A 22,557-nucleotide genomic window follows, 5' to 3' on the forward strand; every position below is an offset into this window, starting at 1 on the left:
GGATTCAGGGATGAGAGGTACTTTACACTAAGACTCTATGCACTGCATGACTGCCATATCACTCGAAATGTCGGATGAACCGAAAAAAGAATTATATGTATTGAATATATGGCGTGAAATTTTACAAACTAATACCTGAGTTCGGTATAAGCTTTATGCAATTAGCCTGCTTTTGTCAATGATTTCAATATTCATAGTTGGCTTTTTTGGCATAAGATTATAAGCAATAATTGCTGCAATAAGATTGGCTAAAAAGTTGTCAATGCTTCTGTGTCTTGTATGCTCTATGTGGCATACATTCTTGAGTTCGTCATTGACCATTTCTATAGTAGCCCTTTTTCGTAGTCTAATTCTATCCTGCAATAGCATCAGAGAATTTTTCATGTTCCTTCGTAGCTTTGTTATCAGATGTATATCATCAATAAATAGCTCCTCAAATAGACTTTGTGAAATGTACCCTTTGTCCGCATACAGCTTGCCAAAGAGCTTTTCTGTGAAGTGTTTGTCCTTCAATAGGTATCTGTCACCAGTATTGCCAGGTGTGAGCATCCACTGTATAATCTCTCCTTTGTCATTGATGATAAGATGTAGCTTGAATCCATAGAACCAACCCATAGTACACTTGCCCTTGGCAGCCCAGCCTTTCATAGTCTTATGCTTGTACATACGCTTGATGTGGCAGCTGCGCAGGGGAGTAGAGTCTATGATTGAAATGCCTGTGCATCTGCCTAGGGCACATGTCTGTAGAAATATCAACAAGAGCATATTTACCTTTTGCTGACGCTCGACAAATCTGTTATAGGATAGTGTATGGGGAAATTCGGAACGATGATGTTCACAAATCTCATGAAGATAGAACGTTTTGAGATCTATGTAATGAGACTGATGATACATGATGAGGATAGTCATTATTTCACTATCGCTCATTACACACGGAAGGTTTCGGCGATGCTTACTAGACTCGTCTAACAGACGTTTTTTGAGTTGAGGAGCAAAAAACTTGCAGAATTCATCAAGAATACAGAATATTTCTATTAAATTTGTACTATTCATAGGAGTGGATATTTTTCGTTTATACTTTGATTATCAACTATAAAGATACGAAAAACATTCCACTCCTACAACTTTTTTGAAGAATTTCTTATACCGAACTCAGGTAGACTAATAATCCTTTCTCACCTGCTTCAGATAATAATAATATATCTTTCTCGTAACACATAAAAAAGGAGTCTATACCATAATACAGACTCCCTATTATTTCAATTTCTTTAATTATGCCAAAACTATTTTTTCGTCTTCACTACTTACTTTACCTTCTTTCAAAAGCCAACCTATACCAAGATATGCTTCCTCTAAACTGATGTTTGCAACTTTAGCTATTTCAGAAACAGCAAGTCCTTTATCTTCTGCAGCAAGTGCATTATACACATCACCAGCCTTAAAACCTACATTTTCGGAACTGAGATCTACCTTTACTGCAACTTTCTTTACACTGACTTTCTTTGTCGTTGTCCTTTTTGTTGCTACTTTAGCAAGTTCTTTTTTCTCTACCATAATTAATTCATCACCATTAATATACTATTGAATAAATAATAACAAACTGCTATTATTTACTGCAAATATACATCAATTTTTGCAATGATACTAATTTATTAATAAAAAAGTAATAACTTCATAGCTGTAATGACTTAAGAAGTAATTTTTATTGATTTAAATCAATATATATCAAGGTTTTAAGTCTAATCTTATCTGTAATTCATCAAGTTGTTTTGAAGCAATAACCGATGGTGCATCAAGCATCACATCACGTCCGCTGTTGTTCTTAGGGAACGCTATTACATCGCGGATAGAATCGAGTCCTGCCATAATACTTACATATCGGTCGAGTCCAAACGCAATACCTGCGTGAGGAGGAGCACCATAACGGAAAGCATTCATCAAGAAACCGAACTGCTCTTCTGCCTGTTGCTTCGTAAATCCAAGCACTTCAAACATTCTTTCCTGCAATTCTGTATCGTGAATACGAATAGAACCGCCACCGACTTCGATACCATTGCATACAAAATCGTAAGCCAATGCTCTTACTTGCTCTGGGTGTTCGTCAAGCAAATGCAAGTCGTCTGGGTTTGGCATAGTGAATGGGTGGTGGGTAGCCATAAGGCGTTGCTCCTCATCGCTCCACTCAAAGAGTGGGAAATCTACAATCCACAGGCACTTGAAAACATTCTTATCGCGTAAGCCCAAACGGTTGCCCATCTCTAAACGAAGTGAGCACAGCTGAACTCTTGTTTTATTGGCATTCTCGCCCGAAAGTATCAGAATAAGGTCGCCATTGTTTGCTCCGGTTGTTTGCTTCACCTTTTGCAACTGCTCTTGTGTAAAGAACTTATCGACAGAGCTCTTTGCTTCGCCGTTCTCATCGTACTTGATGTAAACCAAACCCTTTGCGCCTACTTGCGGACGCTTCACGAAATCGGTAAGTTCGTTCAGCTGCTTACGACTATAATCAGCACAATTTGGCACCACGATACCTCCAATATAATTCGCTTCGTTGAATACAGAGAACTCGCTCGTACCCTTCAGGTCGTCCATAAGTTCTACAAACTCCATTCCGAAACGCACATCAGGTTTATCAGAACCATAACGCTTCATAGCATCGTGCCACGTCATCTGTTCCAATTTAGCAGGAAGTTCCACTCCCCTAATCTCCTTGAACAGATAGCGAGCCATATCTTCAAACACCTGAAGCACGTCCTCTTGGTCTACATACGACATTTCGCAGTCGATTTGGGTAAACTCTGGCTGACGGTCGGCACGCAAGTCTTCGTCACGAAAACACTTTGCAATCTGGAAATAGCGGTCGAAACCAGCCACCATCAACAGCTGTTTCAGTGTCTGCGGACTTTGCGGAAGTGCGTAAAACTGCCCTGGATTCATACGAGAAGGCACCACAAAGTCGCGTGCTCCCTCAGGAGTAGAACCTATAAGAATAGGTGTTTCAACTTCGATGAAGTTCAAGTTGTCAAGGAAGTTACGAATAAGAATTGTCATTCTGTGGCGCAATTCCAAGTTGCTGCGCACCGCAGGGCGTCGCAAGTCCAAATATCTGTATTTCATTCGGAGGTCGTCGCCACCGTCTGTATTGTCTTCTATTGTAAATGGAGGAGTGAGCGAGCTGCTCAGCACCGTCAGTTCCTTAGCGATAATCTCTATATCGCCTGTTTCTATCTTGTTATTCTTACTTTGACGCTCGCTTACAATACCTTTCACGCGAATGCAATATTCGCGTCCCAATTTGTTAGCTTCATCGCAAAGACCAGCATCTTCAGCTTCGTTAAATACAAGTTGTGTAATACCATAACGGTCGCGCAAATCAACGAAGGTCATACCACCCATCTTACGTGAGCGCTGAACCCAGCCCGCAAGTACTACTTCCTTACCAGCATCTATTAAGCGAAGTTCGCCACAAGTCTTAGTCCGATACATAATCTTCTCTATTTTTTATTGTTTACTTCTGCAAAGGTACAAACTTTTAACGAGAACAAATAAAACAGAATAAGGAAAATTTTGCTTTTTCTTTCTTTACATTTCTCAACTTCTTTTCCATACCAAGACACACAACACACGGTTTATATACAAAATCAGACCAAATGCCTGCTGCATTCGTACCGTTTCTTACCTATACATATTCTATTCATTACAACAACAAGACAAGCATCTTACAGAACGGCTTAATGGTGAGAGAAAGAGGCTATTTGCGTCAAAAGAAGTCAGAAATTCTATTGTTTCCAACATTATTTACACGTAAAGAATAATTTATTTACACGTAAATAATTTATAGCAGTTTTGGTTTTACACTATGAAAAATACTTGAACATACCCTATTTGCCTATCCAAGACGGAGAACCTAATAATGAACGAGAAAGTAGATTTACCCATTTTTAGGTATTGACAGTTTATAATATTAACCCTACCTTTGCACACGAATTGTATATTTACATACAAAAGAACTTTAAATGATACCAAAAAGGAAGAGAAATAAAACTATGGGGCAATGCCCTAATACAGAAAGTGCGCTGTCAGAATTAAAGACAGCGCACTTTATTTTTGAACAATTATGAAAAATATTCGTTTTTACCACACTTCTATTATGAAAGAGACAAGAGACAAGAAGAAACTATCGGCAGGAGTATTAAGGAGAACTGACGTGCGGTTGCATGGCAAGAGGCTTTGCTTGGCATTGCTTTGCCTGCTGTGCACAATGACAATCTCAGCACAGAAAGCCATCGTATATGGACAGATTACCGACGACAAGACTGGCGAGCCTGTTGCTGGCGCAGGGGTTTCGATAGCAAAAGATGGGAAGGGAACGGTTGCTGATGCCAATGGCCGCTACATTCTGAATATTCAAGGACGGCAGCAAGTGCGATTGAACTTTCAATATTTGGGCTATAAAACAGAAAGTCGGGAGATAGCATTGCGCGACAGCGTATGCTGCAACATACGCTTGAAGCCGATTGACAACGTGCTGGACGAAGTAACAGTAACCACCCGAAGCGAGATGCGGAAGCTAAGAGAGTCTGCCATGCCCATATCTGTTATCGGGCAGCGGCAACTGCAAGGCACAGCCTCTAATATCAACGACGTGCTCGCTCGTACCGTAGGTGTTACGGTGCGGAACACTGGTGGCATGGGAAGTGCGTCGCGTATATCGGTTCGTGGATTAGAGGGAAAGCGAATGGGTATGTACATTGACGAGACGCCTATGTCGCAACTCAGCAACTTCGTGGCACTGAACGATATTCCTACAAATATGATTGAACGCATAGAAGTATATAAAGGTATCGTTCCTTACAAGTTTGGCGGTTCGGCATTGGGCGGGGCTGTCAATGTTGTAACAAAGGAATATCCACCCATTTACTTGGATTTTTCTTACGAAATTGGGTCGTTCAATTCTCACCAAGTGTCTTCCGTACTGAAACGAACCAACCGCAAGAGTGGCTTGCAATTCGGTGTTGGCGGTGTGGTGTCGTATTCCAAGAACAACTATAAAATGACTTTGGCTAATCTTGACGGCCGTATTGTTGAGCGAGACCACGACCGTTTCAACAAGATAATGGGAGGTATGTCGGTAAAAGCTACCCAATGGTGGTTCGACGAGATGAAGTGGGAACTCATTTTCATGAAGACTCGACAGGAAATACAGGGCATTGACCTTAACGTACGAGAGGCTTATAACCATTCAACCAATTACGTTACAGCATTGGCACTGAAACGTAACAACTTCTTTTTAGATGGTTTGGACTTCGATTTCAATGCTGGCTACATCATCGGCAAATATGGATTGTGCGACAAGGCTGAACATCGCTACGACTGGGACGGCAAGGTGCTTCCTCCCGTTTCATCTTTTGGAGGCGAGCAAAACAACTTTGCGTCAGACGGCAACAACCGCTCCAACGAACTGACGGCAAAGCTCAATATGGGTTATACTATTGATATACACCACGCATTGAACCTTAACATTTACGCAGACCATAACTCCTTACACCCTAACGACTCACTGATGGACAAGTCGTTGGGCTTCCGTGCCAACTTCCCAAGCAAGATGAAAACGCTGACCATAGGACTTTCGTACGACCTAACACTCTTCAACGGACGCTTTCAGAATGCTTTTACATTGAAGGAATTCTTCTTTTCATCTCACTCTCGCAGCATTGACATCTACTCTGTGAAGGAGCCTCAACCTGTGAAAACCTCTAAAAACTACATTGGATTCAGCAATGCCATGCGCTTTAAATTCACAAACGACTTAATGCTGAAGGCTTCTTTCAATTCGGAAGTACGTATTCCGACAAGCGAAGAACTCATAGGCAACGGTTATTCGATTCTCGCCTCGCCTGCATTGAGACCCGAACGCACATCAGGAGTAAACCTCGGGCTTCTCTATCGCCACATAAAGGCAGATGGAGGACTTATAGAAGTAGAACTGAATGGCTTCTACAATCAGCTGGAAGATATGATACGCTTCACTCCCGACATGATTCCAACCATGGCACGCTACCGAAACTTCGGCAGTGTACGTACGAAAGGAGTAGAGTTGGAAGCCAAGGGCGACATCTGCCCCCTACTCTATCTCTACGCAAACGGAACCTACCAAGACCTTCGCGACGTCCGAAAAACAATCCCAGGAACAGAGGTAGAGAACCCTACACGCAACAAGCGCATTCCCAACGTACCCTATCTGCTTGCCAACTTCGGTGTCGAACTGCACAAAGAAAACCTCTTTGGTGGCAGCGGACAGAACACACGTCTGCTTTTCGACGCTTCGTATATACACCAATACTTTTACGATTTTGAGGTTAGTAAGTACCAAGAACGCAAAATTCCAACCTCAATGACAATGGACGCAGCCTTAGAACACAGTCTCTGCAACGACCGTTGGACAATTACTTTCAAGGTTAAAAACCTTACCGACCGTCGTATTGTCTCTGAATTAAACCGCCCGTTACCAGGTCGCTACATAGGAATAAAGGTGAGATACCTATTTAAATAATTAATTAATAAACATATAAAACAATGAGAAATTTAAGATTTATCCTTCCCGCCATTGCAATGATGGCACTCGTAAGCTCATGCAGCCACAACGACGAACCTACACCAAACCCCGACGAACCTACTGGAAAGGCGTTCAAGGGAATTATCTTTGCCGCTGGTATCACCAATCCTGAGGGAAACAGTGGCAGCGTTTACATGCAGAGTCTCCCCGATATGGTGGCAGGAAACTACGACAACAGCAATGGTATTCCTGTGGGATTCGGTACCGCTCCGATAGTTGCAAAATCGGGAAATATCTATGTTTTGCCTGACTATATGGGCAATACGAAAGCTGAAATTACACGTTATAGAATATATTCCGACAACAAATGGCACAAGAAAGGCGCACTACAGATACCACCAAAGGCAGCGGCATGCTGCGTAACTGAACTGAATAGCGAGAAAGCATACGTCAGTTTGCAGGGTTTAGGCAGCATAGTAGTATTCAATCCTACCACTATGACCCGTATTGCGGAGATTGATTTGAATGGTCTTAAGCAAGCAGACACAAATGTTTCACCTGCAGCTATGGTCATAAGAGATGGAAAACTCTTCGTCGGTCTCAACCAAATGAACGCTCAATACATGCCGACACGCAACAATATAGAGCTTGCAGTAATAGACACAAAGACCGATAAAGTGGAGAAACACATCGTCAATACTTCGTTGGAAATGAGCTTTGCCACCCGCCCCATCGACCCAGGCTCTATCTTTATAGACGAAAACAACGACATCTATATTAACTGTATAGGTTCGTTCGGCTTTATCCCACAATTCCATGGCGGTATTGCACGTATCAAGAACGGAACTACCGAGATAGACCCCGACTATTGCATACGCCTCGACCAAGTAGAAGTAGCAGGACTGCCAACGAAGTTTGCCGACTTCTTCTCTACATTCTACTACGCAGGTAACGGAAAGGTCTACACCTATGTCAATTCGTTTGCCCTCGATTCAAAGGGTCTTGAAAATCCTTATGTAAGCTTTACCAATATACCTGTTGTAGTTGATTTGAAACAAAAGACAATGAGTACTATCGAAGGAATGGAGATTTCCAACCCACAAGGCATCGCTATTGGCAAACACAGAAACTTGATTGTATTCGGCAGTTCCAACAAGAAGGCTAATGGCTTCTATACCTACGACCCTGCAACAATGAAGGTAGCAGGACCAATTATGCAGGTAAAAGGAAATCCAAGCTTCTTCCATAGCTTTGCAGAATAAGACAATCTATCGTGCCTACTATTTACTAAAAGCTACTTGTCTATGCAAATACAGAAAGACGAGATACGCAACCGGATACTCATCGTTGCAAGCAACGAGTTTATGAAGAACGGTGTGAAGCATACGTCCATAAAGACTATTGCCGACAAAGCTGGAGTAGCAGTAGGCAATGTATATAATTATTATAAGGGCAAGGACGACTTACTGAAGGCTGTCCTTGCTCCTCTTTTCAAGGCTTTCAAGGATTATCGCAGTAAAACTGGCGGCGAAGAATATATAACGCTCGACATTTTTCACCATGAATTCTACTATGAGATGATGCGCGAACAGGTGGCATCGCTGATTGTTCCCTTTCGGAAAGAGTTGCGTTTACTTATATTCGAAACTGCCGGCACATCGTTGGAGAACTATTTCGACCAACTATTGGAAGCGACATATACCGACGGAATAACTTATCTCGCCCGTATAAAAAGCCTGTTTCCACATATCAATTCGGATATATCGCCACACTTCACTCGCATTCTCTGTGATTTGTGGGCAGGTGTAATTAGATATATCGTTACCCACGACAACCTAAGCGAGACTGAAATAAACCAAATCATTACCGACTATATACATTTCACCTTTGGCGGCTGGCGCGAACTGATGGGTATTGAATAAAAATAAATGAATACTACGGAAACCTTTTGGGCAAGTCTTGAAACTCTGCTGATAGAACAACACGCAAGAGAAATAAAGAAGGAAAAACGCCTTTAACTTGTAAAGACATTTCTATCTAAAAATGATAATTTCGATTTGGCATTGCGAAAGCGGCTGTTTTGCACGGTAATACATACGCTTTTACCTTGCAAAACAGCCGCTTTTGGAATGCAAAACAATAGGTGTTATAATACGTTAATAACAAGGATGTTAGGCAAGATATACCGTGTGAAAAAATATTTGCACATCCTTTTATCTGCCGACTTACCCGATAGCAGTTCCTACAGCACTGTCTATCTCCTGTCAATCAGTCTGAATTCAACAGGCAAAATCATTTCTTTCTTCACAGCTTTCCCATCTACAACAGCCGGTTTCCACTTGGGCATCTCACTAATAACACGAATAGCCTCACGGTCCAACAGAGGGTCTACGCTATGAGCGACCAATACGTTGCTCACAGTTCCGTCGGTTTCTACATCGAAACGGACCATCACTTTACCCTGAAGGCCATTCATTGCTGCCTCCACAGGGTATTTCACTCGCCGATCAATCCATGCTATAACATTGTTCGTAAAGGTTGAAGGTGAGGGGAGAGAAGTATCGCATTGTTCCTTTTTCTCGCAAGTTTTTTTGCAGGAAGATGTGCATGACTGCGTTACACACCCCTTGCATTTTCCTTTCTTGGGTGAAGACGTTTGTGCCACGGATACTAATGGGAGACTGCTAAACAACACTATAAATGCGAGCTGTCTCATTCTCTTTAAATAAAAATTACATTTCATTAATCTAATCAAATTAGTTATACATAAAACAAAGGTACAACAACCTTATAAGAATACATAATTTGTATATAAAAAACTATATTTCGGATTTCAGGACATAGGTTTTTTCTTTTACGAAATGTCTACTTTGACAAGCTATTGAGCCTTGCTATATACTTGCCAAGTATGTCGAACTCGAGGTTTACAACCGAGCCTACTTGTATATCGGCAAAGTTTGTATTTTCAAGCGTGTAAGGAATAATTGCCACTTTGAAGGTATTGGCAGTAGGTTCGCACACTGTCAGTGATACGCCATTGACTGTAACCGAGCCTTTATCCACTGTAAAGTAGCCTCGCTGTGCCATTTCCACATCGTCTTTGTACTCAAAGGTGAAATAGGTACTGCCATTTGCATTTTCCATAGCAACGCAACGGGCAGTTTCATCTACGTGTCCTTGAACGATATGACCGTCTAAACGACCATTCATCAGCATAGAGCGTTCTAAGTTTACACGGTCGCCTACTTTCAGCAAACCAAGGTTCGACCTGTCCAAAGTTTCCTTCATAGCGGTTACGGTATAGGTTTCGCCTTGCAGACGAACTACCGTGAGGCACACGCCATTGTGTGCAATGCTTTGGTCTATCTTCAATTCGCTTGTAAACGAACAATTTAAAACAAAGTCTATATTTTCTTGATAACGTTCAATGGCAACTACTTGTGCCATTTCTTCTACAATTCCAGAGAACATAATTCCTTTTTATTAAAAACTTTATTAAACTTGCAGGAATGCCTTTACTTACAAAAAAGAAGGTGGAACTCCTTTGGAACTCCACCTTTTTGTAGTCCTCGTCTTGAGAGGATTTGAGAAAGCCGCATCGATGATGTGATGAAAAGTCCGAGTATCTATGATAAGAGAGCTCTCTGCTTTTGTAATCCACCGACCCGAAGGTTTAGTCGCTGAAATGCGTTTTATGTGGCCCGCCATTGTCAAGAGAAGTCTTCTCGGTTTTCAGATTTATTTGATGACTATCCCAATCGAATCGATACGACTATAGCTTTTCCTTTCTAAGTACAAAGGTAGTACTTTTTTTCAATGTACCAAATATTTGCACTAAATTATTGTTTCATAAAGCACCTCGCCAATGGTTGGGTGTATATGAATCATATCGGCAAGGTCGGCAAGCGTTGCATCGTTGTTCATAAGAACAGCTACCTCTTGCGTGATGTCAGCAGAGTGGGCACCAAAGACGTGGCAACCAAGTATTTTTCCATTCTCGTCTGCCATTACCTTCACCATACCTTCGGTTTCTTCCATTGCCAATGCCTTACCATTAGAGCGGTAGAAGCCTTTCTTGACGGTGTAGCTTATGCCCTCTTTCTTGCAAACATCTTCCGACAATCCTACCGAACCTGCTTCAGGATAGGTAAATACTGCCGCTGGCATAATGTCGAAGCGTATCTTATCCTCTTTTCCAAGTATGCGATTAATAACGTGTGTGCCTTGGAAACTTGCAGCATGGGCAAGCATCTGCTTACCATTAACATCGCCAACGGCATAAACACCGGGAACATTGGTTTCGTAATGCTCGTTGGTTTCAATGCCTTGCTTAGCGCAGTTAATGCCTGCAGTTTCGAGTCCGAGTCCTTCAACGTTGGCAACACGTCCTGTTGCAACAAGCACAACATCGGCAACCACTTGCTTTTCTTGTCCCTTTTGTTCAAAAGTAACAATCGCTTGCTTCTTGTCATCGGTGGCAACGATGCTCTTCACACCGCTATTCATATTGAAATTGATGCCACGTTTTTCTAATGTCTTGCGCAAACGCTTTGCAATATCAGAGTCGATAGTAGGCAAACATTCTTTCAAGAACTCGATAACTGTAACCGAACTGCCGAAGGTTTCAAAAGCAGAAGCCAATTCAAGTCCGATAACACCCGCACCAATGATTGCCATTGTCTGTGGCACGTGGTCTATATCGAGCAACTCAGTAGAAGTCATAACCTTGTCTTTCAACGGCTCACCTTCAGGGGTATTGAAGGCAGGAATAAATGGAAGCAGACGAGCGTGCGAACCTGTGGCGATAATAATATTATCGGCTGTCATCTGTGTGCCGTTCACTTCGATTACTTTCTTATCCACAAACTTTGCTTCACCTTCTATATAAGTGATGCCTGGCATCAACATCAAACCCTTTACGCCTTCACGAAGTTGAGCGATAACATTGTTCTTACGTTCTTGTATGCGAGCGAAATTAACACTGCCGCCACCCACGCAAGACAACAGAGGGTTACGATAGAGGTCGGCATCGTGAGCAAAGCTCTTCGTCGGTATACAACCCTCGTTCAGACACGTACCTCCTGGATTTCGTTTCTCGATGATGGTAACCTTGAGGCCATCTTTTGCCGCATGCACGGCTGTATGATAGCCTCCAGGTCCAGCACCGATTATAATTAAATCAGTCTTTTCCATAATATAAAATCTCTATAAGATTACTGTTTCATCATTGCCTGACGGTAGTTAAGGATTGGCTCTTTCGCAGCCAGCACATCATCAACGCGTCCAATAGGCGTATTGTGTGGTGCTTCTAAAACTTCTTGCGGAGTTTCGCGAGCTTCACGTGCAATTGTATGCATAACATCAATGAAGCCATCGAGTGTCTTCTTACTTTCATTTTCAGTAGGCTCAATCATCATTGCTTCAGGAAAAAGCAATGGGAAATAGATGGTAGGAGCATGGTATCCATAATCAAGTAAACGTTTAGCAACATCCATAGTAGTTACACCTGTACTCTTATCTTTGAGTCCATCGAAAATAAATTCGTGCATACAAATACCCTCAATTGCCAATTCGTAGTCATCTTTCAAACATTCTTTGATATAATTTGCATTGAGTGTAGCATAAGAACCAACCATTTTCATGTTTTCTTTGCCCAGTGTCAAAATGTATGTGTAAGCACGCAAAGACACAAGGAAGTTACCCATAAATTGACCAACATGCATGTTGTTAAGGTTGTATTCATTTGTTATTTCTGGTAAATCTACACTGAAACCATCATTAGATTTTACAACATGCGGTTTTGGTAAAAATTCAATAAGTTCTGACCTTACACCTACAGGACCACCACCAGGACCACCACCTCCATGAGGAGTAGAGAACGTTTTGTGAATATTGATATGCATTACGTCGAATCCCATATCTCCAGGACGAGCAATTCCCAATAGTGGGTTAAGATTAGCTCCATCGTAATACATCAATCCTCCACAATCATGAACCAATTTGGCAATCTCTGGGATATTCTTTTCAAATAAGCCAAGTGTATTAGGATTGGTCATCATCATACCTGCTATATCATCACCGAGTAATGGTTTCAAGTCTTCAACATCTACTAAACCATCAGCTGTACTCTTTACTTCAACAACGTCAAGGCCACATACAGCTGCCGAAGCAGGGTTTGTACCATGTGCAGAATCAGGAATAATTATCTTCTTACGCTTCATATCACCACGTTTCTCATGGTAAGAGCGGATTATCATAAGACCTGTAAGCTCACCTTGTGCACCTGCAAATGGATTTACAGTGAAATCATCAAGACCAGAAATGCTTGAAAGAACATTTGCCAATCCATAATTTACCTCTAAAGCTCCTTGGACAGAACTTATAGGTTGCATCGGGTGAATACCTGTAAAACCAGGCATTGCAGCAATTTCTTCATTAATAGTGGGGTTATATTTCATTGTACATGAACCCAAGGGATAGAAACCATTATCTACTCCGAAGTTGTTTCCACTATGGTTTGTATAGTGGCGCACAACAGTGAGTTCATCACACTCAGGAAGTTCAGCATCTATTTCACGTTTCAAATTGCTTGGAAAATCGTAATTTCCAAATTCGTTTTTAGGTAGGCTATAAGCTTTAGAACCTGGTTGAGAAAGCTCAAATATTAAATTGCCATATAATCTGTTATTCATTTCTTCAATAATTTAAGTGTTTATAAAAACTTTGCTTAAAGTTAATTAGATTAGAGGAGAGAAACAAGTGCTTCCATCTCTTCTTTCGTACGCTTCTCCGTTACTGCAACAAGGAGTTTATCCTCACCAACTTTTACACCTGGTAGGATTCCCTTTTCAATTGCTTTATCGTAGAAAGCATCACGTTTTTCAACTTTTACTAAGAATTCATTGAAGAATGGTTGATTATAAACCAATTGTGCTTTACCTGTAGCCACCATTTTATCACAGAGATAATGAGCGCCATCAAAACTTATCTTTGCAGCCTCCTTAACACCTTGTTTACCCATCATTGACATATAAATAGTGGAATAAAGTGCCATTAAGCTTTGGTTAGAACAAATATTTGAGGTTGCTTTTTGGCGACGAATATGTTGTTCACGAGCTTGTAAAGTGAGGACAAAAACACGTTGTCCTCGTGAATCTTTTGTCTGTCCTACAATACGTCCTGGCATCTTACGCATCATTTTCTGAGTACAACTCATATAACCAGCATAAGGTCCACCAAACGCCATAGGCAATCCAAGACTCTGTACATCACCTACAGCAAAGTCTGCTCCCCATTCACCTGGAGTTTTGAGAATAGAAAGGTCAGCTGCAACACTGTTAACGATGAACAATGCCTTGTTATCGTGACAGATGTCTGCAAAACCAGTAAAGTCTTCAGCAATACCATAATAGTTTGGTTGCTGGACTATAACACCTGCTACATCTCCTTCAGATATTTTAGCTTCTAAGTCATGCTTAGAAGTTACACCATTTTCATTTGCAACAGAAACAAGGTTAACACCATTGAAATGAGCATACGTTCTGAGAACTTCAATAATCTGTGGATTAATTGTTTCAGAATATAAAATAGTTTTACGCTTATTTGATTGAACAGCCGCCACCATCATTGCTTCAGCTGTAGCAGTAGAACCATCATACATTGATGCATTAGCAACATCCATATTTGTAAGCTCTGCTATCATACTTTGGAATTCAAAGATATAGTGTAAAGTACCTTGAGAAATTTCTGCTTGGTAAGGAGTATATGAAGTTAGGTATTCAGAACGACCTACGATCTGCGGTACTGCACTTGGTGTATAATGATCGTACACACCAGCACCTGCAAAACAAGTTAATTGTTGATTCTTATCTGCCAACTTCTTAAAGAAGTTTCTAATCTCTATTTCACTCTTTGCTTCTGGAATATCGTATTCTCCCTTAAAACGTAATGCTTCAGGAATTCCTGCGAAAAGGTCCTGAATGGTTTTTACACCTACCTTATTGAGCATTACTTGTATGTCTTCTTCAGTATGTGGAAAGAATTTAAAATTCATGTTTCTAGTATTTAATCTGTTAGCTTTTATAAAAGAAATAGCTGCTTTTCTTCTGCAATGTCTACTTTTAGAAGGAAAACAGCTATAAACTTAATATAGAATGCTTATTTATAAACTATTTTGTGCAGAACTCTTCGTAACTCTTTGCATCCATGAGGTCATCAAGTTCAGATTTGTTTGTAAGTTCTACTTTAAGAATCCAGTTTGCATATGGATCTTGATTTATAAGCTCAGGTTGGTCTTCAAGTGCTTCGTTTACTTCCAATACTTTGCAAGAAACAGGAGCATTGAGATCTGAAGCAGCCTTTACACTTTCTACTGCACCAAAACCTTCTTCTGCTTCAAACTCATCATCAGCCTCAGGCATATCAACGTAAACAACGTTGCCAAGTGCGTGTTGTGCATAGTCGGTAATTCCAATGTAAGCTACATCACCTTCAACTTTTACATACTCATGTGACTCTGCATAGTAGAGTCCTTCAATTACTTTTGCCATTTTATATTTGTCTTTGTATTAATTTTTATTCTTATTATATATAAAGGTGTACTTGTTACTAAGTTAGTCATTTACACCTTGTGGATTTTACTTAACGTAGTGTGGATCGTAGAATTTTTTCTTTCCTACGGTTGCAGGGAAAAATTTCTTACGTATCTGCACTTCTACACGATCTTCCATTTTAATATCAGCATCAACCAATGCAACAGCACAGCTTTTTTCAACCGAGATAAGCTTATAACCTGTTGTTATTTCTCCTATTTCCTTACCATCTTTAAATACCTTATAGCCGTTACGTGGAATTGCATTATCGTCCAACCATAAACCACGAAGACGCTTTGTTACACCTTCAGTCTTTTGTTTTAATAATGCTTCTTTACCAAGGAACTTCTCTTTGTCAAACTTTACAAACATTGACAGTCCAGCCATTACAGGGGTAATTGTCTCAGAAAGTTCGTGTCCATAAAGAGGCATACCTGCTTCAAAACGTAAAGTATCGCGACAACCAAGACCACAAGGAGTAGCTCCAGCAGCCATTAACTTGTCCCACATTTTAACAATATATGCTGGAGAGCCATAAAGCTCAAAACCATCTTCACCAGTATAACCTGTACGAGAGATGATGATATCTTCTCCTTCATGCTGTGCTTTCTTCACTTCATAAAACTTCAGATCAGAGCAAGCAATACCGAGGTCATTCTGAATGATCTTTTCTGCTGCTGGGCCTTGAATAGCAAGCTGTCCATATTTCTCACTATCATTGATGAGTTGAATATCGAAACCATCAGTATGTTTCTTTATCCATTCATAGTCTTTCTCAATGTTAGCAGCGTTTACGGTTAAAATAAATTCGTTCTCACCTACCTTGCATATGCAAGTGTCGTCAACTACACCACCATCTTCCATACAGAACATACCATAAAGCACTTTGCCTACAGCTAAACCTGTAACGTCGTTTGTAAAAATATAGTTAACAAATTTTTCTGCCTCATTACCCGAAACAACAAGTTCGCCCATATGAGACACATCAAAAACACCACAATGCTTTCTTACAGCATTGTGTTCTTCGATAATACTTGAATACTGAATTGGCATATCGAAACCACCAAATGGTGAAATCAATGCACCTAATGCCACATGCTTGTCATAAAGGCATGTTCTTTTGTTCTCCATAATTGCTTTAGAATTTATATTTATTATGCTGTCCTTTAATATTTTATCATTGGTTCAGCTATTATATGATTAGGTCGGGATTCTCCCTTTTTTTCTTGCGATGCAAATATAATAAAGTTTTTTTGAAGACACAAAGATTTTAAAAGAAAAAATATAGCTTTTAATTTATGCAAGTTTGATAGAAGATAATCGTCTGAAAAATATAATTACAAAATAAAAAAACGTAATTACAAATTTCAGAAATTATAATTATAATTTTGGTGAAATATTATTATCGTTTTCTTCATATGTGTTTAACTCCTGATTTACACCATTTTACTCTTTGAACAAATGAGAAAACACCCTCAGCATTAAATGATTTAAATTTGCTAATTAGTATAAATTGATCTTGTCATATTCAATAGGTAATTATTCTACTTTTTACAACTTCACACTTCCAATTTATCATTCACTATTTAAACATTGAAACAAAATTAAAGACAGGTTTTGGCTACTTATATATACATAAAAAAAGACTGCAAATCTATTTTAAGATTTGCAGTCTTTTATATTTCTATAAAAGAAGTATTTAAGCTTCTGCAGGTGCTTCTGTTTCTGTTACTTCTGCTGGAGCTTCTGCTTCAGTTGCCTTTGCAGCTTCTTCTTCTGCCTTTGCAGCAGCCTTCTTATCAGCTACCCTCTTAGCAATAGCTTCATTAGCTTTCTTTTCTTCTTCAAGATTTTTTGCTACATAAGCTTTCTTCTCATCAGCAGCCTTCTTCTCTAATGCTTCTTTTGAGGAATCCTTTTCTTTCTTCCATGCATCAAATTTTTGCTGACATGTAGCTTCATCGAATGCGCCTTTCTTAACACCGCCACGGAGGTGCTTCATCATATAAACGCCTTCACCTTTAAGCAAGTTACGAACTGTATCTGTTGGCTGTGCGCCAACTTCTACCCAATAAAGGGCACGATCGAAATTCAAATCTACTGTGGCAGGATTGGTATTTGGATTATAAGTACCAATCTTCTCAGTAAATTTACCATCACGTGGTGCACGAACGTCTGTAATTACAATTCTGTAAACGGCATAGCCTTTACGACCTCCGCGTTGCAATCTGATTCTTGTTGCCATAATTTGTTTTTTATTCTTTTAATTAGGTTTGAATTTAATGCCATTATCTCGTAATAGCGGGTGCAAATTTACATCTTTCTTTTCTATCTACCAAACAATCTGATAATTATATTAAATATTTTATCTTTTGCTGTATAACTTTTTATTTTTTAGTCTTTGTCTGTGATACCCAATTAATAGAGGTTATCTTCCCATTTTGCATTTGGGCCTTAATTGTATATTTGTTGGAACCTTTCCCTCCTACTCTTTCTATTTCTAAACGAGCAGGAATTGTAACTGTTTGTTTGATTGAACCATCTTCCAACTTGTCAGTTGTTGCACTAGTAGCTGTTCCAAGATGCCACATTATGTTCTTAACATCTGCTTGATAGAGTCTTTCACGCATATATTTTGCAACATCTGCAGTAGTCGCACCCCCAGATCCTAAGAAGTTAAATGAAGAAGCAACTACTTCTTGAATCTTTGAAGTACTTTTACTATTAATGCCTTGTAGGAACTGACGGACTATAGCAACAGCCTTTTTTTCTTCGCCTGGAGTAGATGTATTATCAAGCATTACCTTTAACTTCTCATCAGCTTCTTTGGTATGAGCTCCATTGGGGTATTTTTCTCTATAACCAAGATAAGCAGCTTCTGTATTCAAACGTACTACATTTTCCCAATATTCTTCTTCTACTTTTTTCTGAATTTCAGCTTTATGCGGTGTATCCGGATGTGCCTCAAGATATGCTTTATATGCTTCTGTGGTATTTTGCTTGACTACATTTCCCCATTCATCGCGTTTCTGTTTAGTCTGTACCAGAAGATTTTTCACATTATCAACATGTTCTAATGGAGCAGTTGGATAATCAGCTAAATATTGTTCCAATACTTGTTTATTATTACTCTTCAGCGCTATTTTATATTCTTCTGCTTCATGGTTCTCATTTCCTCTTTTATAAAAGAATAAAAGCACTGCACATATAATAAGTGCAATTAACAAAGAAACGAAAAGAGCAGTATGATTGTTTTTTGTTGTAGATTGTACCTTACTATAAACTTCATTTTCTTCAATGGGTGAAGCTTCCTGCTCCTTTGCTATTGTTTCTTGAACAGGTAGAACTTGGGGGTATTCTTTCTCAGTAACAGGTTCAATTTCAGCAGGAACTATAACCTCTTCAAATTCACTATATACCGACTCTGTTTCAGCCTGTTGTTTTTCCTCAGATTCTTCTATTAAATCCGTTATAACATTTTCTATATGCTCATCGTTAATTATCGATTCTGAATGGTGGCAATTTGGACATACAGCATCTTCTTTTAAGTATATGTCCCCACAATTGAAACACTTTACAAGGTGTCCCGCTATTTCTACTCCACAACTTGGACAAACCGGAGCTTTATCGCTAACTTGATGCCCACATTCCGGACATTTAATAATCATTGCTTTTAATTTTAAAATATAGTTAGTAAGTCAAATTTTTCGGGTTATTAACTCCGCTAATAATAGCATATATTTGTTTTGCGTCGAGGGAAACGAATCTCTCGCATACTATGTCGGCCCATTAAACGACTTTTGTCCACATACCCACGGACTCCATTAATGTAACCTTTACCAGTATATTGCCACGCAAATATATCGCGTCCATCGTTAAGTACAGGCTCACGAGCTGTATATTGTGCTATAAAAAGTTTATAACCAGTGAGTGAACCTATAAGATATCGATTATAAAAATTAGTATACGTATAAACCAAAGGTCTGACGCCATACTCCTTTGTCATTAAATCTAAGAATTTCAACAAGCTATCCTGCAATGCATAGTCGCTCAATCCGCCAGTTGTTTCTATATCAACCATAGGTATTAAATCTTGATCTTGGGGTCTACACTGAGCTCGAAAATTCTGCAATTGTTCTATCTGTGGCACAGTAGGTCGATAAAAATGATAAGAACCTACGTTCATCCCATTACGCTTTGCAGCTTGTATATTTTCATAATATCGCTTGTCTATAAGAGAACTTCCTTCGGTGGCTTTCAAATAAACATAATTCAGCTTGTGATTACTATTGGTTGCTACAGTTTCCCACCAAACATCACCTTGATAATGACTCATATCAAGGCCGTGAACATGATCGCATGTATCTTCACATTGTATATTATATTGTGCCTTCACTCCTAAAAACGAAAACATACAGAAGACAACAAGTACATATCTTATTTTACTCATAACTGCAAAGATACGACATATAATTGATTTGCGAAAGGTCTATCTAACTTTATTAATCGATTACTGATTATTTTAGTATTATTTTGCAAGTTACCAGCTATAAAATCAACTATATTTATCCGATTTTGAGAGCTATTTAATAATACTTACACTATCTAAAACATTAATTTAGGGAAAATCCTCCCCTTATTAGGGAAAATCCTTTTTACTGGTAAAAGAAAATATGTTCCTTTGCACTATCGAAACATAGGCATTGCCACGCTATGTAACTACGAAAAGAAAGGGAGAGAATATGAAGAAATATATAATTGCCATTATGGCACTACTCACAATAGCTAGTTCGGCATATTCAATGAGCTATGAGCACGCTCGCTCACAAGCGCTGTTCTTAACAGACAAGATGGCTTACGAGTTGAATCTGACAGAAGAACAATACGAAGCAGCATTCGAAGTGAACTTAGACTATCTGATGAGCATAAATTCAACGGATGATCTTTATAGTGAATATTGGACACATAGAAACCTTGATTTAAGCTATATACTGCTTGACTGGCAGTATCGTTCATTTGTTGAGGCTTCATATTTTTATCGTCCTTTATGGTGGGACGCTGGGTATTGGCATCTTAGTATCTATGCAAGATACCCACGTCGTGACTATTATTATTTCGGGAAGCCACGTTTCTACGCTCTTTATAGAGGAGGTCATAGCTGGCGAATGAATGGAGAACGCAGCTGGTATAATGGACGTAAATATGTAAACTATAACGATAGAGGACGATATTTAGGAATGCGAGATAGCTATCAACGTGGAGATTATAGTAGAACTTACCAATATGCTAATAATGGAACTCCACAAACTGATAGAGCGAGGAGTTTTGGGAACCAACAAGAAAGAAATTTTGGTGGTAACAGAAACAATGGATTCGATAATACACCAAGAAGAAGTTCTACGCGAACAACTGTATCACGTGGTGCTAGCAGATTTAGCAACGATACTGGTATAAGCACATTCGGAGATAGCCGTAACTTTGGAGGAACATCTATTCGTCCTGCTCCAAATAGATCTATAACTCCCTCAAGAGGTAACGATCGAACTTTCAGTGTGCCAAACAGAGGATTTGGAAGTTCTTTCAATGGAAACTCACGATTTGGAGGTCATAGATAAAAGATAAAAGGCCTTGCCACTTGGCTATAACCCCATATATAAAAGATAATATAAATAATTGATAGGTAGTAATATTTTTAGCGACAAAGGAAAAGTTTTAGTCGCATTACAAAAGATTATTTAGAGAGTAATTTTTTGAACGAAGGAATTCCATGTGATATGGAGTTCCTTTTTTTTAATCAATTTATACATCAGATTTATGATATAAAAATGTATTACACTAATAAAAAAATAATTGACTATATGTAATAACAAAAAAATCTCTTATCTAATAATTTAAAGCCTTGTATCAATGTGAATTAATTATTCAATATGCAATATTCGAACATCAGCATTTTTCATAACATTAATTTCATTCATTGGCCTACCATAAAAAACACTTTGCACTGCCTTATTTATAATACCATGTCCAACAACTAAGACAACCTTATTGGGATATTCATTCTTAATCCACTGCAAGAATGTACTAGCTCGTAGTTTTAATTCTTCTAAAGTTTCAATATCGTCAGGCCATTTTGTAGGATCATTCAAATTTGAAAGTTCTGGAATAAACATACCTGTAAAACTACCCCAATTACGTTCACGTAATAGTTTTGTAGTAATAATTTTTGCGTGATTTCCAATGCCAACTATTTCTTGACAAGTTTCAACACTTCGATATAGGTCACTTGAAACATAAGCATCAAAATGCACATCTACAAGCCGTTGTCCAAGTTCTTTTGCCTGTTGGATACCATTCTCATTAAGTTTCCCATGCGTTTGTCCTTGAATAATGTGTTTTGCATTATCAATTGTCTCTCCATGACGAATCAAATAAACTATTGTCATATTTTAAATTTATTTATCTTGCAAAAATAAGAAAAAATTGATAGTTAGACTATAAACTTCGAATAATTTCGTATATTTGCAAAATAATAAACGACCAAAGTGGTCTTTATTAAATTTAATGTAAAAAGCTATGAGATTAATTCAAAGTTCTATTATTCGGGCGATAGTAGCAATAGTTATTGGTGCATTATTAGTAAAATACAGAGCAGAAACTATGACTTGGATAACAATTGCTGCAGGAATACTTTTCTTTATTTCAGGAACTATCTCTTCTATTGTATATTATTTTGAAAAGGAAAAAGTAGACAAGACCCAACCAATAGTTGAGGAAAATAATAATGTAAAAACAAACCGCCCATTTTTCCCCATTGTAGGTATTGGTTGTGCAGTATTAGGTATCATATTAACAGTAATGCCAGGCGAATTTATAACCTGGATAGTTTATATTTTTGCAGCATTCCTTATATTAGGAGCTATCAATCAATTTATGAATCTTGCAAGTTCACGTCAGTTTGCTCGAGTACCTCTTCTATTTTGGTTTTTTCCTATGGTAACTTTATGCATTGGTATCTATATCATTGCTCAGCCAATGGAAGCAGCAACCCTACCATTTAAGATTATTGGATGGTGTCTAATGTTCTATGGTATAGTAGAATTGATTAACACAATCAAGATAAGTCAAATGAAGCGAGCATATGAAAAAATTGTAAATAAAACAGTAGTAAATGGCGTAAAAATACCTTCTAACGATAAAATTGAAGATGCTGAAATTCTAGAAGAATAAGCTTGATACCGCTCAATTTACCTCCACATTAGCATCATAAACAGGAACCAATAAATGAAAAAATTCTTGTTGAGTAATTAAAAGTATCCTCAACAAGTGTACGTTTTATAAGAACTTAACAATACTATTTAGTCCTCCCTTAAAAACCTAATATTATCCTGATTCATAGTATATTATCCTGTA

19 protein-coding genes are annotated in these 22,557 nt (G+C 38.8%); 5 read left to right on the forward strand and 14 right to left on the reverse strand.

Features of this window, described 5'->3' with window-relative positions:
• Positions 1–153: 153 nt before the first annotated feature.
• The 3 genes from HXN26_RS07910 to aspS form a co-directional block, all read right to left on the reverse strand.
• Positions 154–1,053, reverse strand: a complete 900-nt coding sequence (locus HXN26_RS07910) for an IS982 family transposase (RefSeq protein ID WP_273160388.1) — start codon at positions 1,051–1,053, stop codon at positions 154–156.
• 219 nt (positions 1,054–1,272) lie between these two features.
• Positions 1,273–1,554 carry a winged helix-turn-helix domain-containing protein gene (locus HXN26_RS07915; protein ID WP_273160392.1) on the reverse strand — a complete coding sequence of 94 codons (282 nt, stop codon included), beginning with the start codon at positions 1,552–1,554 and terminating at the stop codon, positions 1,273–1,275.
• Positions 1,555–1,725: 171 nt separating this feature from the next.
• Positions 1,726–3,486: an aspartate--tRNA ligase gene (aspS, locus tag HXN26_RS07920; protein ID WP_273160394.1), complete on the reverse strand. Its 1,761-nt coding sequence runs from the start codon at positions 3,484–3,486 to the stop codon at positions 1,726–1,728.
• Between the two features lie 664 nt (positions 3,487–4,150).
• Between aspS and HXN26_RS07925 the strand changes: the two genes are divergently transcribed.
• From HXN26_RS07925 to HXN26_RS07935, 3 genes are read left to right on the forward strand one after another with little or no spacing between them, the layout of a single operon-like run.
• A complete protein-coding gene (locus HXN26_RS07925) occupies positions 4,151–6,553 on the forward strand; it encodes a TonB-dependent receptor (protein WP_420541274.1) in 2,403 nt (800 codons plus the stop codon).
• Between the two features lie 23 nt (positions 6,554–6,576).
• Positions 6,577–7,818 carry an NHL repeat-containing protein gene (locus tag HXN26_RS07930; RefSeq protein ID WP_273160398.1) on the forward strand — a complete coding sequence of 414 codons (1,242 nt, stop codon included), beginning with the start codon at positions 6,577–6,579 and terminating at the stop codon, positions 7,816–7,818.
• Between the two features lie 42 nt (positions 7,819–7,860).
• On the forward strand, positions 7,861–8,478 hold the full coding sequence (locus HXN26_RS07935; RefSeq protein ID WP_273160400.1) for a TetR/AcrR family transcriptional regulator: 618 nt from the start codon (positions 7,861–7,863) through the stop codon (positions 8,476–8,478).
• A gap of 332 nt (positions 8,479–8,810) precedes the next feature.
• Here the strand turns inward: HXN26_RS07935 and HXN26_RS07940 are convergent, their stop codons facing one another.
• The 10 genes from HXN26_RS07940 to HXN26_RS07985 all read right to left on the reverse strand — a co-directional run bounded on the left by HXN26_RS07940 (position 8,811) and on the right by HXN26_RS07985 (position 19,597).
• Entirely contained in the window at positions 8,811–9,272 is a 462-nt protein-coding gene (locus HXN26_RS07940; protein WP_234397555.1) for an energy transducer TonB, read from the reverse strand.
• A gap of 149 nt (positions 9,273–9,421) precedes the next feature.
• Entirely contained in the window at positions 9,422–10,027 is a 606-nt protein-coding gene (locus HXN26_RS07945; RefSeq protein WP_273160404.1) for a riboflavin synthase, read from the reverse strand.
• Positions 10,028–10,390: 363 nt separating this feature from the next.
• On the reverse strand, positions 10,391–11,749 hold the full coding sequence (lpdA, locus tag HXN26_RS07950; protein ID WP_273160406.1) for a dihydrolipoyl dehydrogenase: 1,359 nt from the start codon (positions 11,747–11,749) through the stop codon (positions 10,391–10,393).
• 20 nt (positions 11,750–11,769) lie between these two features.
• Entirely contained in the window at positions 11,770–13,248 is a 1,479-nt protein-coding gene (gene gcvPB / locus HXN26_RS07955) for an aminomethyl-transferring glycine dehydrogenase subunit GcvPB (protein ID WP_273160408.1), read from the reverse strand.
• Positions 13,249–13,298: 50 nt separating this feature from the next.
• Positions 13,299–14,609 carry an aminomethyl-transferring glycine dehydrogenase subunit GcvPA gene (gene gcvPA / locus HXN26_RS07960; protein ID WP_273160411.1) on the reverse strand — a complete coding sequence of 437 codons (1,311 nt, stop codon included), beginning with the start codon at positions 14,607–14,609 and terminating at the stop codon, positions 13,299–13,301.
• Between the two features lie 115 nt (positions 14,610–14,724).
• On the reverse strand, positions 14,725–15,105 hold the full coding sequence (gene gcvH / locus HXN26_RS07965; protein ID WP_025001612.1) for a glycine cleavage system protein GcvH: 381 nt from the start codon (positions 15,103–15,105) through the stop codon (positions 14,725–14,727).
• Between the two features lie 87 nt (positions 15,106–15,192).
• Positions 15,193–16,278, reverse strand: a complete 1,086-nt coding sequence (gcvT, locus tag HXN26_RS07970) for a glycine cleavage system aminomethyltransferase GcvT (RefSeq protein ID WP_273160415.1) — start codon at positions 16,276–16,278, stop codon at positions 15,193–15,195.
• A 568-nt stretch (positions 16,279–16,846) separates the two neighbouring features.
• Positions 16,847–17,392, reverse strand: coding sequence for a 30S ribosomal protein S16 (locus HXN26_RS07975; protein ID WP_025001674.1), 546 nt, complete (start codon positions 17,390–17,392; stop codon positions 16,847–16,849).
• Positions 17,393–17,534: 142 nt separating this feature from the next.
• Entirely contained in the window at positions 17,535–18,815 is a 1,281-nt protein-coding gene (locus tag HXN26_RS07980; protein WP_273160418.1) for a zinc ribbon domain-containing protein, read from the reverse strand.
• 56 nt (positions 18,816–18,871) lie between these two features.
• Positions 18,872–19,597 carry a glycoside hydrolase family 25 protein gene (locus HXN26_RS07985; protein WP_273160420.1) on the reverse strand — a complete coding sequence of 242 codons (726 nt, stop codon included), beginning with the start codon at positions 19,595–19,597 and terminating at the stop codon, positions 18,872–18,874.
• A 292-nt stretch (positions 19,598–19,889) separates the two neighbouring features.
• Between HXN26_RS07985 and HXN26_RS07990 the strand changes: the two genes are divergently transcribed.
• A complete protein-coding gene (locus HXN26_RS07990; RefSeq protein ID WP_273160423.1) occupies positions 19,890–20,762 on the forward strand; it encodes a hypothetical protein in 873 nt (290 codons plus the stop codon).
• A 303-nt stretch (positions 20,763–21,065) separates the two neighbouring features.
• Here HXN26_RS07990 and HXN26_RS07995 read toward each other — a convergent pair whose 3' ends face one another.
• Positions 21,066–21,590, reverse strand: coding sequence for a histidine phosphatase family protein (locus tag HXN26_RS07995; RefSeq protein ID WP_273160425.1), 525 nt, complete (start codon positions 21,588–21,590; stop codon positions 21,066–21,068).
• Positions 21,591–21,720: 130 nt separating this feature from the next.
• Between HXN26_RS07995 and HXN26_RS08000 the strand changes: the two genes are divergently transcribed.
• Positions 21,721–22,374, forward strand: coding sequence for an HdeD family acid-resistance protein (locus tag HXN26_RS08000; RefSeq protein ID WP_273160427.1), 654 nt, complete (start codon positions 21,721–21,723; stop codon positions 22,372–22,374).
• The last annotated feature ends 183 nt before the right edge of the window (positions 22,375–22,557 follow it).

The sequence above is a fragment of the Prevotella aurantiaca genome, from assembly GCF_015262605.1.
Taxonomy (GTDB): domain Bacteria; phylum Bacteroidota; class Bacteroidia; order Bacteroidales; family Bacteroidaceae; genus Prevotella; species Prevotella aurantiaca.

Coding starts and splice junctions, on each gene's coding strand:
- HXN26_RS07935 (WP_273160400.1), top strand. CDS start 7,861: ATGCAAATACAGAAAGACGAGATACGCAACCGGATACTCATCGTTGCA.
- HXN26_RS07985 (WP_273160420.1), bottom strand. CDS start 19,597: ATGAGTAAAATAAGATATGTACTTGTTGTCTTCTGTATGTTTTCGTTT.
- gcvH (WP_025001612.1), bottom strand. CDS start 15,105: ATGGCAAAAGTAATTGAAGGACTCTACTATGCAGAGTCACATGAGTAT.
- HXN26_RS07945 (WP_273160404.1), bottom strand. CDS start 10,027: ATGTTCTCTGGAATTGTAGAAGAAATGGCACAAGTAGTTGCCATTGAA.
- HXN26_RS07910 (WP_273160388.1), bottom strand. CDS start 1,053: ATGAATAGTACAAATTTAATAGAAATATTCTGTATTCTTGATGAATTC.
- aspS (WP_273160394.1), bottom strand. CDS start 3,486: ATGTATCGGACTAAGACTTGTGGCGAACTTCGCTTAATAGATGCTGGT.
- HXN26_RS07975 (WP_025001674.1), bottom strand. CDS start 17,392: ATGGCAACAAGAATCAGATTGCAACGCGGAGGTCGTAAAGGCTATGCC.
- gcvPA (WP_273160411.1), bottom strand. CDS start 14,609: ATGAATTTTAAATTCTTTCCACATACTGAAGAAGACATACAAGTAATG.
- HXN26_RS07980 (WP_273160418.1), bottom strand. CDS start 18,815: ATGATTATTAAATGTCCGGAATGTGGGCATCAAGTTAGCGATAAAGCT.
- HXN26_RS07930 (WP_273160398.1), top strand. CDS start 6,577: ATGAGAAATTTAAGATTTATCCTTCCCGCCATTGCAATGATGGCACTC.
- HXN26_RS07925 (WP_420541274.1), top strand. CDS start 4,151: ATGAAAGAGACAAGAGACAAGAAGAAACTATCGGCAGGAGTATTAAGG.
- gcvPB (WP_273160408.1), bottom strand. CDS start 13,248: ATGAATAACAGATTATATGGCAATTTAATATTTGAGCTTTCTCAACCA.
- lpdA (WP_273160406.1), bottom strand. CDS start 11,749: ATGGAAAAGACTGATTTAATTATAATCGGTGCTGGACCTGGAGGCTAT.
- HXN26_RS07940 (WP_234397555.1), bottom strand. CDS start 9,272: ATGAGACAGCTCGCATTTATAGTGTTGTTTAGCAGTCTCCCATTAGTA.
- HXN26_RS07915 (WP_273160392.1), bottom strand. CDS start 1,554: ATGGTAGAGAAAAAAGAACTTGCTAAAGTAGCAACAAAAAGGACAACG.
- HXN26_RS07995 (WP_273160425.1), bottom strand. CDS start 21,590: ATGACAATAGTTTATTTGATTCGTCATGGAGAGACAATTGATAATGCA.
- HXN26_RS08000 (WP_273160427.1), top strand. CDS start 21,721: ATGAGATTAATTCAAAGTTCTATTATTCGGGCGATAGTAGCAATAGTT.
- HXN26_RS07990 (WP_273160423.1), top strand. CDS start 19,890: ATGAAGAAATATATAATTGCCATTATGGCACTACTCACAATAGCTAGT.
- gcvT (WP_273160415.1), bottom strand. CDS start 16,278: ATGGAGAACAAAAGAACATGCCTTTATGACAAGCATGTGGCATTAGGT.